14 protein-coding genes are annotated in these 15,310 nt (G+C 29.0%); 5 read left to right on the plus strand and 9 right to left on the minus strand.

Translation table 11 applies throughout. The annotated features are described in order from the left end of the window. Positions 1-195 precede the first annotated feature (195 nt). The gene (gene asd, locus PTZ02_RS09270) at positions 196-1,272 is read left to right on the plus strand and encodes an aspartate-semialdehyde dehydrogenase (RefSeq protein ID WP_274227506.1); all 1,077 of its coding nucleotides are present in this window, start codon (positions 196-198) and stop codon (positions 1,270-1,272) included. 55 nt (positions 1,273-1,327) lie between these two features. Here the strand turns inward: asd and PTZ02_RS09275 are convergent, their stop codons facing one another. After that, the gene (locus PTZ02_RS09275; RefSeq protein ID WP_274227507.1) at positions 1,328-1,714 is read right to left on the minus strand and encodes a cytochrome b5 domain-containing protein; all 387 of its coding nucleotides are present in this window, start codon (positions 1,712-1,714) and stop codon (positions 1,328-1,330) included. A 195-nt stretch (positions 1,715-1,909) separates the two neighbouring features. On the opposite strand from PTZ02_RS09275, the gene PTZ02_RS09280 reads away from it, so the two are divergent. Beyond that, complete coding sequence (locus PTZ02_RS09280) at positions 1,910-3,166, plus strand: cytochrome P450 (RefSeq protein WP_274227508.1); 1,257 nt, start codon at positions 1,910-1,912, stop codon at positions 3,164-3,166. A gap of 60 nt (positions 3,167-3,226) precedes the next feature. Here the strand turns inward: PTZ02_RS09280 and PTZ02_RS09285 are convergent, their stop codons facing one another. From PTZ02_RS09285 to PTZ02_RS09305, 5 genes are all read right to left on the minus strand, one after another. Next, entirely contained in the window at positions 3,227-3,973 is a 747-nt protein-coding gene (locus PTZ02_RS09285) for a MerR family transcriptional regulator (protein ID WP_274227509.1), read from the minus strand. Positions 3,974-4,085: 112 nt separating this feature from the next. After that, positions 4,086-6,479: a diguanylate cyclase gene (locus PTZ02_RS09290; protein ID WP_274227510.1), complete on the minus strand. Its 2,394-nt coding sequence runs from the start codon at positions 6,477-6,479 to the stop codon at positions 4,086-4,088. Positions 6,480-6,851: 372 nt separating this feature from the next. Further along, positions 6,852-7,031: a YjfB family protein gene (locus tag PTZ02_RS09295; RefSeq protein ID WP_274227511.1), complete on the minus strand. Its 180-nt coding sequence runs from the start codon at positions 7,029-7,031 to the stop codon at positions 6,852-6,854. Positions 7,032-7,134: 103 nt separating this feature from the next. After that, complete coding sequence (locus PTZ02_RS09300) at positions 7,135-7,566, minus strand: VOC family protein (RefSeq protein WP_274227512.1); 432 nt, start codon at positions 7,564-7,566, stop codon at positions 7,135-7,137. Between the two features lie 187 nt (positions 7,567-7,753). Then, positions 7,754-8,608, minus strand: a complete 855-nt coding sequence (locus tag PTZ02_RS09305) for a hypothetical protein (protein ID WP_274227513.1) — start codon at positions 8,606-8,608, stop codon at positions 7,754-7,756. A 194-nt stretch (positions 8,609-8,802) separates the two neighbouring features. Between PTZ02_RS09305 and PTZ02_RS09310 the strand changes: the two genes are divergently transcribed. After that, complete coding sequence (locus PTZ02_RS09310; RefSeq protein ID WP_274227514.1) at positions 8,803-9,132, plus strand: SdpI family protein; 330 nt, start codon at positions 8,803-8,805, stop codon at positions 9,130-9,132. Between the two features lie 64 nt (positions 9,133-9,196). Here PTZ02_RS09310 and lepB read toward each other — a convergent pair whose 3' ends face one another. Continuing rightward, positions 9,197-9,760 carry a signal peptidase I gene (gene lepB / locus PTZ02_RS09315; RefSeq protein WP_274227515.1) on the minus strand — a complete coding sequence of 188 codons (564 nt, stop codon included), beginning with the start codon at positions 9,758-9,760 and terminating at the stop codon, positions 9,197-9,199. A gap of 215 nt (positions 9,761-9,975) precedes the next feature. On the opposite strand from lepB, the gene PTZ02_RS09320 reads away from it, so the two are divergent. Together PTZ02_RS09320 and PTZ02_RS09325 are read left to right on the plus strand one after the other, a co-directional pair. Continuing rightward, positions 9,976-10,641 (plus strand): hypothetical protein, encoded by a 666-nt coding sequence (locus PTZ02_RS09320; protein ID WP_274227516.1) that lies wholly within the window; start codon positions 9,976-9,978, stop codon positions 10,639-10,641. Positions 10,642-10,850: 209 nt separating this feature from the next. Continuing rightward, positions 10,851-11,750, plus strand: coding sequence for a cation diffusion facilitator family transporter (locus tag PTZ02_RS09325; protein WP_274227517.1), 900 nt, complete (start codon positions 10,851-10,853; stop codon positions 11,748-11,750). 223 nt (positions 11,751-11,973) lie between these two features. Here PTZ02_RS09325 and PTZ02_RS09330 read toward each other — a convergent pair whose 3' ends face one another. Both PTZ02_RS09330 and PTZ02_RS09335 read right to left on the minus strand, forming a co-directional pair. Next, positions 11,974-12,663, minus strand: a complete 690-nt coding sequence (locus PTZ02_RS09330; RefSeq protein ID WP_274227518.1) for an ABC transporter ATP-binding protein — start codon at positions 12,661-12,663, stop codon at positions 11,974-11,976. Between the two features lie 12 nt (positions 12,664-12,675). After that, positions 12,676-15,159 (minus strand): ABC transporter permease, encoded by a 2,484-nt coding sequence (locus PTZ02_RS09335; RefSeq protein ID WP_274227519.1) that lies wholly within the window; start codon positions 15,157-15,159, stop codon positions 12,676-12,678. Positions 15,160-15,310 lie beyond the last annotated feature (151 nt).

Here is a 15,310-nt window from a genome sequence, read left to right on the forward strand (position 1 = left end):
TTATAAATTAATACTAATATTGCATTGTATGCTTTCCATCAAAAATATTGAACATTATAATCAAAACTTTCAATTTTACTAATGCTTGTCCCAATGATACCATATAAGTAGGGAGATATACCACCACCCTTTTAAATAATTCTTAGAAAAATTTAGGTTGTATCTTCAAATGACTAATTAATGGGGGTAGAAACTATGAATAATAAATTAAAAGTTGGTTTAATTGGCGGAACTGGTATGGTTGGACAAAGACTTATATGCCTTTTAGATAATCATCCTTGGTTTGAGGTTAAAGCTATAGCTGCAAGTAAAAAATCAGCTGGATTAACCTATATTGATGCTGTAAAAAACAGATGGAAAATGTCATCACCTATTCCAGAGAATATAAAGAATATCGTAATAAAAGACAGCTCTGAAATAGATGATATATCAAAAGAAGTTGATTTTGTTTTCTGTGCAGTATCTCTGAATAAGGAAGAAACTAAAATATTAGAAGAAAATTATGCAAAGCATGAGCTGCCAGTTATATCATGCAATTCTGCTAACAGATATATTGATGATGTGCCTATGCTAATTCCAGAAATAAATGGACATCACCTTGATATAATAGGTGCTCAGAAAAAAAGACTTGGAACTAAAAAAGGATTTATTGCTGTTAAGCCTAATTGTTCTATACAAAGTTACGTTCCTGCTATAAGTGCACTATTAGAATATAAACCAAATACTATATTAGCAACCACTTATCAAGCTATATCTGGTTCCGGAAAAAACTTTGATGAATGGCCAGAGATGATAGATAATGTTATACCTTATATTGCTGGGGAGGAAGAAAAAAGTGAAAATGAACCATTAAAAATATGGGGAAAGGTTGAAGATGGTAAAATAGTTAATACTAATAAACCTATAATAACTACCCAATGTATAAGAGTTCCTGTGACTGATGGTCACCTAGCTGCTGTATTTGTAAGTTTTGATAAAAAGCCATCAAAAGAAGAGATTATTAATTTATGGAATAATTTCAAGATACCATCGTCAGTAAAAGACCTTCCAAGTGCACCAAAGAAATTTCTTCATTATTTTGAAGATGATAATAGACCTCAGACCAAGCTAGATAGAAATTTTGAGAATGGAATGGGAATAACTATTGGAAGACTTAGAGAAGACAAACTATATGATTATAAATTTGTATGCCTTTCTCATAATACGCTAAGAGGTGCTGCTGGAGGTGCAGTTCTCATTGCAGAATTATTAAAATCTGAAGGTTATCTATAGTTTTTAATAAAGACGCTTTGTTTGTTCATCTATGTTAGACAAAGCGTCTTTCTTTTTATTCTTTTAAGGTTCCAATAATAGGAATCTCCTTTAAAACTTTTCTCCCATGTGGAGCCTTACCTATAACTTCGCTTAAATCCTTACCTGCGACAATTCCATCCTCATGTTTTCCATTTGTCCACTTTTCTGCATTTGTAACATCATATACAATTCCATCCACTGCTACATATGCAGGATTACCATTTTTCCCATTATACTTAGCTAACTCTGAAGCTGTAAATACCTTGTTACTAGATGGGTTATTGCTAATATCAGGATTATTATTTGTATTAGGAACTGGTGAAGCGTTAGGTTCATTAGATTTTTTAGCTGCACAACTAAAAAACAGTATAGAAGTACATAAAGTTACTAAACATAGAAATGTTATTATTATTTTTCTCATGCGTCCACTCCCTTCACTAACTTACTAGTATATTGTTATATTAAATATAAATTTATTCACGTAAAATACTACATGACTTGCCACCCTCATAGAAACATATATGTGAATAAATACTTTCTCCCCTGGGAAAAAGTATTATATGTAATAGACTCGATTAAAAATCCTTACTTAAGATAAAAAGGAGTGAATATAGCTATGCAAACAATCATACAAATTCCTAAAGACAAGACATTAGATAATACCATTGCTCTTTCTCGAGAAGGATATCTATTTATTAAAAATAGAACTCAAGAACATCAATCAGATATCTTTGAAACTCATTTATTTGGAGAGAAAGTAATCTGTATGAGCGGTGAAGAATATGCAAAATTATTTTATAATGCTGAAAAGTTTCAAAGAAATGGTGCTGCTCCAAAAAGAATTCAAAAAACTTTGTTTGGAGAGAATGCAATTCAAACAATGGATGGTGAAGCACATTCCCATAGGAAAAGTGTATTTATGTCATTAATGACTACTGAACGTCAAAATGAATTAGCAAACCTTGTGAAAAATAAACTTGAAGCTTCTATATCTAGGTGGGAAACTTCTGATAAGGTAGTACTTTTTGATGAAGCAAAATATATATTATGCGAAGCTGCTTGTGAATGGGCTGGGGTTCCAATAGGTGAATCTGAAATAAGAGAGCGTGCAAATGATTTTAACGCTATGGTAGAGGGCTTTGGATCTGTTGGGCCTCGTTATTGGATTGGAAAAGGCTCAAGAGAGAGAGCTGAAGCTTGGATAAAAGGTATTATAAAAGATGTTCGTTCTGGAAATCTTAAGATTGGTGAAAATTCAGCACTTCATGCCATGGCTTTTTATAGAGATTTGGAGGGAAATGAACTTGATCCTCATATGGCTGCAGTTGAGTTAATTAATGTATTACGTCCGATTGTAGCTATTTCAACCTACATTACCTTTGCATCCTTAGCCCTCCATGATTATATTGAATGTAGAGAAAATCTACAATCTGGAGATGAGGATTATCTTCAAATGTTTGCACAAGAAGTTAGACGTTATTATCCCTTTACTCCCTTTTTAGGTGCAAGAGTAAAAAAAGATTTTGTTTGGAATCAATATGAATTTAAACAAGGAAACCTTGTTTTACTTGATATCTACGGCAATAACCATGACCCTAGAATCTGGAATAATCCAAATAAATTTAATCCAAGTAGATTTAGTAATTTTAAGGTAGATTTATTTAATTTCATGCCTCAAGGAGGCGGTGATCCTTCCATCAGCCACCGTTGTCCAGGTGAAGGTATTACCGTTGAAGTAATGAAAACATTCTTAGATTTTCTAATTAATAAAATTGATTACCAAGTTCCTAGCCAAAACTTAAGCTATAATTTATCTAAAATTCCTACATTACCTGAAAGTGGATTTGCTATGTACAACATAAAAAGAAGATAAAATGAAGATAAAAAGAAGAGTTGTTTGCCTTCAATAAACAAACAACTCTTATAACTTGAGTTATTTTTCTGCAAACATCTCAGCTGCTGCATATTGATAATAAGCTAATCCTATTTGCTGACTTTCTAACATATTTCTATGGAAATCATCTTCTAGCATAAACTTTGAAGTACCTAAATATTTCTTCGCATCCATGTCTATTGAATTATCATTAATAAATACAATATGATCTTCTAATGCTTTTTGAACCTTTTCATCACTTGCCTTTAGTCCACATCTTAATGCTTCTATCATAAATTTAGTAAATGCTTGTGCTTCTAATGCACTCCTATTCATCTTTTCACTTTCTATTGCCTGTTCTTTAAGCATATCATATCCATACTTGTCATTAAGATATTCACTTTGTTCTTTTAGAGCTTTCACCCATTCTACCTCATTAAACCCTTTAAACATATCTGATTTTTCCATGTTTTCTCCTTTCTTTGTGAAAAAAATTGACTGTTCAATTGTGCTTATTAAACTATCCATTCTTTGCCTGCGCGCTTTAAGCATTTCATGTTGTTTAGTTAAGCAATCAATTCTACTAGTTTCATTTTCAAGAGCCTTTTTTATATCATTAAGCGAGAAATCTAATTCACGATAAAACAAGATTTGCTGAAGTCGTTCCAATTCTTCCATTCCATATATCCTATAACCTGATTCTGTAATATTACATGGTATTAACAATCCAATCTTATGATAATGATATAAAGTTTTTATTGTGACTCCTGTTAAATCTGCTATTTCTTTTACAGTATAATATTGCAATATTATCACCTCGTTTATAATACTAATCCCTTACCTAAGGGGAGTGTCAATACTTTTTTGTAAAATAAAAAAACAGCCTTAATTCAGGCTGTTCTTTATTTTAGTTTAACTGTCACTTTAAACTCTCAAAGAATTTTTTGTCTTCTTTAAATATATGTTCTACTATTACTTCTCCTATAAATAATACAAAGATCTCAGAAATATTTATTTTAGCTTTTTTTAAATCTCTATTCCAAATCTCCAGCTTATCTATAATGTTTTTGTGACTTTCTTTATGTTTATTTAGCTCTTCTTTTGAGTAATTTGAGTTTTCAACTACCTTTTCCTCATATAAGAAATGCTCTTTCATATGCTCTAATATCTCTTCAAATACTTGGATTGCTTCATCTGAAATTTCTTCTTTACTTGAGTACTTCAATAATTTATTGGATAAAGTAAAAATTTTCTGATGCTGCTTATCTATTATTCTTTCACCACAATTGAATTCATCACTCCAGCGAAGTTCTAAAAAATGATTAGGAATTTTGTTTTCTATTTCATCTAATACTATTTGGTTTCTTCCCTTTTCTTTTGCTTCAAATAAAGCTTCATCAACTCTCTTAAACCAAACTGAGAAAGGTTCATATTGTTTTCTTTCAGAAACACCAAAGCTTGCTGTAATTACACCTACCTCTTCAATATGCTCCATTTCAATCTTTTGACGGATCTTTTCTGCTACAATCCCCGCATCTTCAATACTTGTACAAGGCATTAATATTGAAAATTCTTCTCCACCCCATCTAAAGAGTATATCTGACTTTCTAATATTCTGTTCAGCTATTCTTGAAATACTTACTAAAACTTCATCACCTTTATCATGTCCAAATGTATCATTTACATTTTTAAAATGATCAATATCAAAAATTATTAATGAGATTGACCTATTGAATTGATCACTTATAGCAATTTCCTCAGACAAAACCTTATCTAAATAATGTCTATTAAATAATCCAGTTAACTTATCTCTTGTGGCTAAACTGAATAGTTCTTCTTCGTAATCTTTTTTCTCTTGAATATTTAGTAATATTCCTTCGTATTGCCAATCATCAGTTTGATATGGAACTTTTGTCAATCTTAACTCTGCCCAAAAAGTTTCCCCTTTACTATTAACTAATTCTAAATCTACAATTGGCAGTTCCAGTTTGTTCTTTATTACATTCTTAAAATATTCAAATGAATCATTACTACTAAATATTACATCTTGTCCATTGGATATAAATTCTTCAAATTCATCTTTTGATTCACATGCAAATTGAGTATAGAAATATGGATTTCCATATAGGAAATCACCCGCTTTATCAAGCAAAAATACACCTATTGGTGTAGAGCTAATAAATCTATCAGTCATTGATTGAATGGAATTGGCAAGTTCTCCAAACTCATCCTTTCTATGAAGTCCATATATCTTCTGATCTTGTGTGATTTCCTTTAATTCGATACTCTCCTTTAGTTTTCCGAAAGGATTCATAAATACTCTCTTTACTACATAGCTTATGATTAAAACCATAGCCATCATTATAAGAAACACTAGGCCTATTATCCCCATTAACTTAGATGGTGAGTATAAATTTTTTGAATTAAAGAATGTTACTACTCTCCAATTACTGTTTCTTACTGGAGCTACGGCTGCATATTGATATTCCTTGTCATCTAAAGGTATTATAGTAGGCTCTTCTGAAGATTTAAGATACTCATCTATACTTTTCTTAAATTTTGGGTCACTACTTAAATCATAAACATATCTTTGAGAATTCAAATTAGAATCTTTATCCTTTATTTGTGAATTGCTGTTACCAGAATCCATTTCAACTAATCCGTACTCATTAATGATTACTGACTTTGATTCACTATCTTGATGTTGAATTAATGCCTCATTTAAAAATTCTTGCAAATTTATAGTGCAGCCCACAATTCCTAATAATTCATCTCCATCTTGAACTTTCACGCTAACCCATATATCTTTAGATGATAAAAACCTATTATTAGTGGTAAATAATGAATATTTTCTGTTTGATGATATATATTGAAAATACCATTTATCTGATATATTGTTTTCGTCAAGTTTGCCTATTGAATTGAAATTATTGTATTTAGTTTCATTATTTACGTAATACATTTGTTTCGATTTATTTAATACTATAAAAGAATTCGAGTCCTGAAATACATTACTAAATTCTTGAAGTTCATTAAAAGCAATTTCTTTATCGTTAATATTACTTTCATTTTCCATCCACATTATAATTTCATCTGAATTTGCTGCTTTTTCAGCTAATGCTATTTCTCTATCCAGTTTTTCTTGAACATATGCAACTAATTCATTTGTATGTAATCGTGCATATTCCTTTGAAACATTCTGAGTTATCCTCTTTATTTCACTTTCCATCAAAAGTGAAGTTAAAATAATTGTGAGAATTACAACAAAAACTATAAGCATTCGAAACTTGTCCCAAATTCTATTATTCCACACTTATCTTTCCTCCAATATTATATTTTGATTAATGGAGTTTCATCTATAGTAAACATTATCAGTCATTTGCTTTATACATCTTTGTATGTACTTGTATATATATATAATTTGTCTCTTACATTATAACACTTTCGATTTTTTTCTACAATATTTTCAAGAATAATTCAATTTTTCTTAATATTTATAATGTAGTATTATTTTTTTCTCAAAAAAAAAAATTCCCTACCTTTCTTCTATAATTTCATGTCTTATTATACAGTTAATACTTCTAATAAATATTACACTTTACAGCTTTAATGCTTTAAACGTTAATAAAAATAAAGTCTCATATTTAACAATTAAGCTAAATATGAGACTTACGTTATGTATTATTTAAACTCTAACATCTATAACCTTTCCTAGGTTAGAATCCACAGCTGATACTTCCATTATTTTATTAAGTCCTTCAGCCATTTGACTTTGTGTATTCATCTGAAGTTTCATCAAACTAATATCAACCGAATTTCCTAAATTATATTGACTTAATGTCATTGAAGTACTTGCAATATCCATAGTACATCCTCTTTTCAATAAATATATTTATAAATTTATACTATCATAACATTTGAAATAATACTACATAATATACCAAGTATCATTTACAATATGATTACTTTTATTGAACTAATGAAGTCAATTCCTCATCTTTCTTTATAGCCTCAGGGTCCATATATATAATTTCCCAAAGATGTCCATCTAAATCTTGAAAGCTTCTTTGATACATATGTCCAAAATCCACTGCTTCTTTCGAAAACTTTCCACCCATATTTATAGCCTTATCAACAATAACATCCACCATTGCCTTACTTTCTGCAGATATCCCTAAGATAACTTCCGTACTTTTAGTTGTATCTGTTATTTCTTTTTGTGTAAAATTTTTAAAGAACTCATCAACAAGCAGCATTGCAAAAATATCTTCATTAATAATCATACATGCTGCATTCTCATCAGTAAATTGATGATTAAATGTAAATCCAAGCTTTGTAAAGAAATCAACTGATTTTTTCAAATCCTTTACTGGCAAATTAACAAATATTTTTGTTCCCATAATTAAAATTTCCTCCTTTTCTCTTCTTAATTCAATAGTTATTATTTTCTTAGACTATTTTATTATTCTCATATTTCTGGGATGTTTTATTTTAGGGGACGGTTAACAACTTTTTGCTATATAGCTTGTCCAAATATCCTCAAATAGTACAAGCTTTTTTATAATTAATTGTTAACCGTCCCCTATTTTAAGTTGCAAGAAATAGTCCAAATAGAAGTAATGAAATTATTAATATAACTACAAATATTGTAAAAAATATAATATTAACTAATACTTTGCTTACAGCACCTTTTATTAAAAGTCTTCTAATAGAATTTAGTATAAGAAGTATTATTGCAACGTTTAGAAATGCCATAATAACATTAGTAATAGAATATCCGTATTTGCTGGTCTTTATTAATTCTCCTTCCTTACTAAATTCATATGTATTGGAACTTAAATCTCCTCCACATTTTAATGTATCTGAATTTATATCAACCTTTGGAACCTCATAGTAGCTTCCTCTTTGCCAAGTAATCACCTTGTCATTGAGATTAACTATATATTGTTCAGTGTCATCAGATATTAGTGCATAATCTCCTGAATTAAAAGGAAAGACCGTTACTTTATTCTTTTCTTTAATGAACTTTTGTAAATAATTTATTCTTTCTTTATCTTCAAGTAAGTTATCTTTTATCCACCCTTCTCTACCGTTAATCAATATATGAAAATACTGAGCTTTTGCTGTTAGAATATACTCTGCGAATCTAACCTTAGTATCTTTATTTATATCTATCTTTGTACTATTAGCTATAAAATCATTGTCCATTTCTTTGAAAAAGTATGGATCTATATTGTTTTTATCATCAGCAAAATCATAGGAACCGCTGTCAATTGTTGCTTCGAATCTCATTACTTTTTCATGATATAGTTTTGCCTCTGCTGCTTGCTTTTTAATTAATCTATTTTGTTCATACTTATTCCAAGTTATAGAAATAAAATTTAATAGTACAAAACTTAATATATATATAATTAGTTTCTTAGTTGGTTTTTTAAAATTCATTTTGACTCCTTTTCAGGGGACGGTTAACAACTTTTCACTATATTGCTTGTCCAAGGGTGCTCAAATAGTACAAGCATTTAATAATTATTTGTTAACTGTCCCCAATTAAACAAATAAGCTTTCTGCCTCTATATATGGTATAATTTAACACATAGATAGCTCTATTACTAACAAATTAACTGGAGGCGTATATATTGTTATATGTAGTATCAATAATATTTATAATTGGTGGATTAATATTTAAGGCATTTCCTCCTAAGAAAATAAATAGTGTCTATGGTCATAGAACTAGTTTTTCTATGAAAAATCAGGATACTTGGGATGAAGCCCAGCGTTATTCAGCAATTAGTCTTATTACTCTTGGCTTTACCCTTTTAATAATAGCCTTTATTTTAAATGCATTAGCTAAGAACATAAGTGAAACTTTTCAAGGTATTATTCTTTTAATTGGTGCATTAATTATGCTTTTCTTTGATGAAATTCATTTAAGAAAAGTTTTTAATAACGATGGTACTAGGAAATAAAAGAAGAACCATTTAACAAAACAAGAAACTATCTTAAAATAATATTTTAAGATAGTTTCTACTTCTAATATTTAGGAATTCCTTTAAAAGGATACATCCTAAACATTACTTTTCCAACAACAGCTTCTTTATAGTCAACTAATCCAACGCTTGGATCTCTACTATCTAAACTATTATTCCTATTATCGCCCATAACAAATATCTTTCCGTCTGGTACCTCAATATCCATATCCATGTTGTTTGCCATAGGTTCTTTTATATATTTTTCATCTAATACTTTTCCATTAACATATACCTGATTATCTTTGATTTGTATCTTATCTCCAGGTGTACCTATTACTCTCTTTACAATATATTCTGCATCATTAATATTAGCTCTTATAACCACAATATCTTTGTAATTTGGTGAATGTGATTTATATGCAATCTTATTTAATAAAAGCATATCGTTATTATGCAAGTTACCGTTCATAGAATCTCCAACTACTTGAGCAGGTTTAACAAAAATTGAAATTATAAAAGATAGTATTATGGCTGCTATTATAATTTTTATGTATTCTTTTACAGTATCAGCTACTGAACTTTTTTCTTTCTCAACTTTTGAGTCTATACTGTCATTATTTATCACTTAATACACTCCCCAATATATATTATAGAATTATTTTTATTTGACATTATTAATTTATTAGTTAAGTTTTATTTTACCAGTATCTACCTAGAAAAGAAAGTGTGAGAAATGAATTTTATTTACTATTCGCAGTATATTCACTTTGCTATTTATTATTTTCATAATCTGTATTATTTTATCCTCTACTCTGTTATACTTGTTTTCTAAGTTCAATTATGAAAGAGGTGTTTTATATAAATACAAATAACAATAACATAGGAAATAAATATGAAATTAAAGGTGACATAGCACTAATTACAGTATTAAAAAAGAACGGTACGGAGCTTATTACTAAAATAGATGCTAAGGATATTGAAAAAGTTATAAATATAGGTACTTGGTTTGCTGAATGGCATAAAGATTTTAATAGTTACTTAGTACAAAACATAAGTTCAACTAAACTTAATAAGAAATCTAAACCATTAAAACAAAGTCTTCAAAGTGTTATCTTAGATGTTAATCCTAAAGCTCCAATCAGACATATTAATGGTGATACTTTAGATAATAGAAGATCTAACCTAGAAATAGTTGAAAGAAATGCTAAAAATGATTATGAAATTATAGATGAAGACACAGTTGCTATAATTTTAGAAGATAAAAATGGTAGGGTTTCTTCAAAAGCATTAATATCTAAAAAAGATTTAAAAAATGTTATAACTGATGAATATAGCTGGGTGGAATATAAAACTCATGGTGATATTATTGTTATCGCTAACACTCCTAACGGAAGAATACATTTAGATAGATTACTTATGAATCCCGGTGATGGTGAAACAGTTTACCATATAAATCTTAATCCTTTAGATAATAGAAGAAATAACCTGAAAAATATTCAAATATAATATTCAAATTTCCCAAAGCGTATTTATCTCTAAATACGCTTTTTTATTTCCCTATTTATGAACTAAATTTGCTTTATAAAATCAGCTTTCATTATCAATTGATAATATGTTTCGTAGCTGATTTTTATTGACTTTACACGATTATAGCCTTATCATATTACTTATACATTGTTATCAAGTGATAATACAATTTATGGGAGGGCATATATATGAATAGGAAGACAAAGGTTGCTAGACTATCAATTATCTCCAACTCCATTCTAATATTTTTGAAATTAATAGTAGGTATTTTTTCAGGTTCTGTAAGTATAATATCTGAGGCAATTCATTCAACGATGGATTTAGCAGCTTCTATAATTGCCTTCTTCTCAGTCAGACTATCAAGTAGACCCGCAGATAAAAATCATCCCTATGGTCATGGAAAATTCGAAAATATTTCCGGAGTGATAGAAGCTTTGCTTATTTTTGCTGCTTCGATTTGGATAATAATAGAGTCTGTTAATAAAATTACTCATCCTGGGGGCGAAGTTAAATCCTTTGCCGTAGGCTTTATAGTTATGTTTATCTCTGCAGGGGTAAACTTCATTGTTTCTAGAAAATTATATAAAATAGCCAAAGAAGAAGATTCAGTTGCCTTAGAAGCAGACGCATTGCATCTAAGAACTGATGTTTACACTGCATTAGGGGTTGGATTTGGGTTATTATTAATATGGATAACTAATTTAAATTTTTTAGATCCTGTTGTTGCTATTATAGTAGCTTTGTTTATTTTAAAAGAAGCATTTGAACTTTTAAAAAATGCTTTTAGTCCACTATTAGATGTTAGATTATCAGATGATGAAATTATGATTATTGAAGATACTATAGATAATTATAATTCTGTATACTGTAACTTTCACAATCTTAGAACTAGAAAATCAGGAAGCACCAAATATATTGATTTACACTTAGTAGTTCCTGAGAATATGTCAGTAAAAAATGCCCACAATATATGTGATAATATAGAGGATGATTTAGAGAATAAATTAAGAAATACCGAAGTAATGATTCATCTAGAATCTTGTAATAATCAATGCGGCAATTATGAAATATGTGAAAAAAATCATTAAGGCGATTAAGAGCCGTCGATTTTTTTCTCGCATCTGCCTTTCCAAACGCATGTGAGGAAAATTTGGCAGGCGACTAATTCTATTTTTTACTCTTTAGAGGAGTCTAGTAAGTCCATAGATTATCACCCAAACTTATAATGTTATCTACAACCTTAAAATATTATAAATTTCTAAAGAGTAAAAAACAAACAGCCCTATCAAATGATATGGCTGTTTGTTTTTATTATGATGCTACTTCTTCTTTTATTTGAATCTCACCGTCTTTTAATTTAAGTATTGAAGTACCATAAAGGGCAGCTTCACCTGAGTGAGTAACTTGAATTATTGTTTTTCCTAAATCCTTATTTATATTTTGGAAAAGCTTCATTATCTCTGTTCCTGTTTTTGAATCTAGGTTTCCAATAGGTTCATCTGCTAAAATAATATCTGGTTCAAATACTAGAGCTCTTGCAATAGCAACCCTTTGCTGCTGTCCACCTGATAATTCCCTTGGAGTAACTTTTCTTTTATGTGTCATCTCTATCCTATCTAATATATCTTTAAGTTTTTTATCATAGTCTTTAATTTTTCCACCATCAAGGATTATTGGAAGTAAAATATTATCTTCTACAGACAAATTAGGCACTAAATTATAAAATTGAAATACAAAACCTAACTCTCTTCTCTTCATAATACTTTTTTGCTTTTCACTTAATTTACTTAAATCTTTTCCGTTCACATTTACTACACCACTTGTAGGTTTATCTAATCCTCCAAGTAAATATAACAATGTTGATTTTCCACAGCCTGAAGGACCCATTATAGATAAAAATTCGCCTTTACTAACTGAGAAATCCAAGTTCTTTAATACACTTATTTCTTCTTTGCCCACTTTAAAATTTTTATTTAAATTAATTACTTCAATAGCATTCATGATTTTCTCCTCCTATTCGTACTTTAATTCTTCTATTATTGAGAGCTTTTTACTCTTGAACAGAACTGGTATAGTTGCTATTAATACAAGTAGTAATGATACTCCAAAAGCTATTGGTATAAATGATACATTAAAATAAACTTCCATATCAAAACCTATTAATTTAGTAATTTTAGTTGTTATGGAAATAGCCAAATATGAAAATGGAATTACTAGAATTATCGACCATACTACTGTAAGAATAGACTCAATCAAAAGCATTTTAGCCCTCTGGAATTTACTCATACCTACTGAGCTTAATACTGCCAAGTCCTTCTTTCTTTGAATAAAGCTAATCCCAATATTATTAAGCACTCCAAATGCTCCAATTACTACTGCCATAAAGGAGAAAATACTTAATATATCCATAAGTTGTTTATTTGCTTCTATATTTTTATCCCTTGTTTCTTCAAAAGTTAATACATTTCCACCTAGTTGTTTAATACTCTTATTAATATCTTCTTTTACTTTAGCTGGATCTTTTGATGTATTTACAAATAACTCTACAGGTGCACCAGTTATATATTCCTTAGGTAGTCCTTTAAAGTTAATAAGTATGAATACCCCATTATAATAAAGTTTTCCGTCTATTACTCCTACAACCTTATATTCTTTTGTATCATTTCTGAGCTGCATTTTAAAGGTATCTCCAGCTTTTAATTTTGTTTTTTCTGAAACTTTCTCTGATAGTATTACTCCATTTAATGCTCCATTTTTAAATTCATTATATGTGTCTGCATATTCTTTCTTATCCCAAGCTACATATTTATCATAATCAAGATATTTATCTGGCTCCATCCCTATAACTGTAAAGTTGTTATTATCTATTTTTCCATTAGCATAGCACTGCTGTTGTATTGAATCTCCATTAACTCCTGATTGCTTTTTAAGAATATTTTCAATTTCCTCTTTTGTATTTCCAATACCATCCTCAGGTACGCTTATTTCTAAGTCATACTTTGTTTTTTCGTAGGCTTCACTAACAACATTTTTTATACTTACACTCAAGGAATTTATAATTACTATTGATATTATCGCTATTATAAGCAAATTAACATTTCCAAGTAATACTTTTGATGTTCTCATGTTGTTTAGTGATAATGCATTGATACTAAAAACATCTTTTATTCTTTTAAATATATTTTTTGATATGAAATCAATAATCTTAGGGAAAATTAGCATAACTGCTGCTGTTGCAAAAATTATTAATATTGGACTTATATTAAGTACCCATTTAGATTTTATTGAATTTATAGCTATAACAGCTGCTAATAATATGCACCCTATAATAAATTTACCTATACCTATTTTTTCTGAATTATTAGAAGTATTTAATATTACTTCTTTTACTTGAAGTTTATTAGTTTTTATTATTGGAATCACTGCCGATACTATTGATAAGATCATTGAAAATGCTAATCCATATACTAAATACATTGGAGTTATATTAGGTTTTTCAATAATTCCATAATCCTTTAGTGGAGATATAAAATAATTAATTATATATAATATACCTACCCCTAAAGCATCTCCTACAATTCCTCCGATAACTCCATAGCATATACTTTCTAAATAAAGTATTCTTCTTATTACTCCCCTAGTTGCCCCTTGACTTAGGAATGTTCCTATTACAGGCATCCTCTCCGTTACTGTTAATTTAAATGAGCTATATATAATAATTGAGCTCATAAACACTACAATTGCCAGCATCATATAAAGCATGCTGTTTAATTGCGATGATTGACTTTTTATAGCATCTTCATCATAAAGTTCTTTTGCTACAAATTTATTATTTGCATCATTAAACTTTTCTACTGTATCTTTAATGGTATCTTCTGTTTTACTTGCAAATACACTATTATATTTTCCTGATTGATTAAGCTTATCTGATAAATATTTATATGGAACTATTACTTCGAAGCTATCCTTTGTATCAGTATAAAAAGCTCCATCATTTGAAGAGATTGCTGCTACTTCAAGCTTAACCTTCTCTCCCTTTAAGACTAAGTTTAATTTATCTCCAAGATTTAAATTAAACTTATCACTAATTCTTTTCGATATAATACATTTTTCATCTTCAAAATTCTTTAAGTCCTTTCCTTCTATTAAAGAATCTTTATTTATATATTCATTTTCTCTTCCAGTTAGTTTAATTGATTGCATATCATCTGTATCATATATTGCGTTGTAATCCATCTCAGGAACTATATCTTTAATTCCATCCTTATTTATTCCATCTAAATTAAATGCTATATCTCCATTTTTAGATGATATATAAACATCTTTATTCTCTAGTTGTTCAAGTTGTGGTTTGACTATACTGTCAATAGCTGAATCTACTGCACCTATACTTCCTACAAATAGTCCTGTGCTAAGTAATATAGCAATTAAGAGAAGAAAAAATCTAGCTTTTTTCTCAAACATACTTTTTAGCACATACTTTAAGAATATCCTCATTACAAATCCTCCTTTTATCTCACAACCTAATATTACCATAATTTCCTATGATTTAATCACACTTAAGTTTTATATTATAAAAACTTAAGAAATCGTTAAGTTTTAGATTATAGGGGATAGATTTTAGGGGACGGTTAACAACTTTTTGCAG

Source organism: Clostridium sp. 'White wine YQ' (genome assembly GCF_028728205.1).
GTDB lineage: Bacteria > Bacillota > Clostridia > Clostridiales > Clostridiaceae > Clostridium_T.

Excerpts from the sequence above, each read along its gene's own strand:
- asd (WP_274227506.1), top strand. The coding sequence starts at position 196 with ATGAATAATAAATTAAAAGTTGGTTTAATTGGCGGAACTGGTATGGTT.
- PTZ02_RS09275 (WP_274227507.1), bottom strand. The coding sequence starts at position 1,714 with ATGAGAAAAATAATAATAACATTTCTATGTTTAGTAACTTTATGTACT.
- PTZ02_RS09280 (WP_274227508.1), top strand. The coding sequence starts at position 1,910 with ATGCAAACAATCATACAAATTCCTAAAGACAAGACATTAGATAATACC.
- PTZ02_RS09295 (WP_274227511.1), bottom strand. The coding sequence starts at position 7,031 with ATGGATATTGCAAGTACTTCAATGACATTAAGTCAATATAATTTAGGA.
- PTZ02_RS09300 (WP_274227512.1), bottom strand. The coding sequence starts at position 7,566 with ATGGGAACAAAAATATTTGTTAATTTGCCAGTAAAGGATTTGAAAAAA.
- PTZ02_RS09305 (WP_274227513.1), bottom strand. The coding sequence starts at position 8,608 with ATGAATTTTAAAAAACCAACTAAGAAACTAATTATATATATATTAAGT.
- PTZ02_RS09320 (WP_274227516.1), top strand. The coding sequence starts at position 9,976 with ATGAAAGAGGTGTTTTATATAAATACAAATAACAATAACATAGGAAAT.
- PTZ02_RS09325 (WP_274227517.1), top strand. The coding sequence starts at position 10,851 with ATGAATAGGAAGACAAAGGTTGCTAGACTATCAATTATCTCCAACTCC.
- PTZ02_RS09330 (WP_274227518.1), bottom strand. The coding sequence starts at position 12,663 with ATGAATGCTATTGAAGTAATTAATTTAAATAAAAATTTTAAAGTGGGC.
- PTZ02_RS09335 (WP_274227519.1), bottom strand. The coding sequence starts at position 15,159 with ATGAGGATATTCTTAAAGTATGTGCTAAAAAGTATGTTTGAGAAAAAA.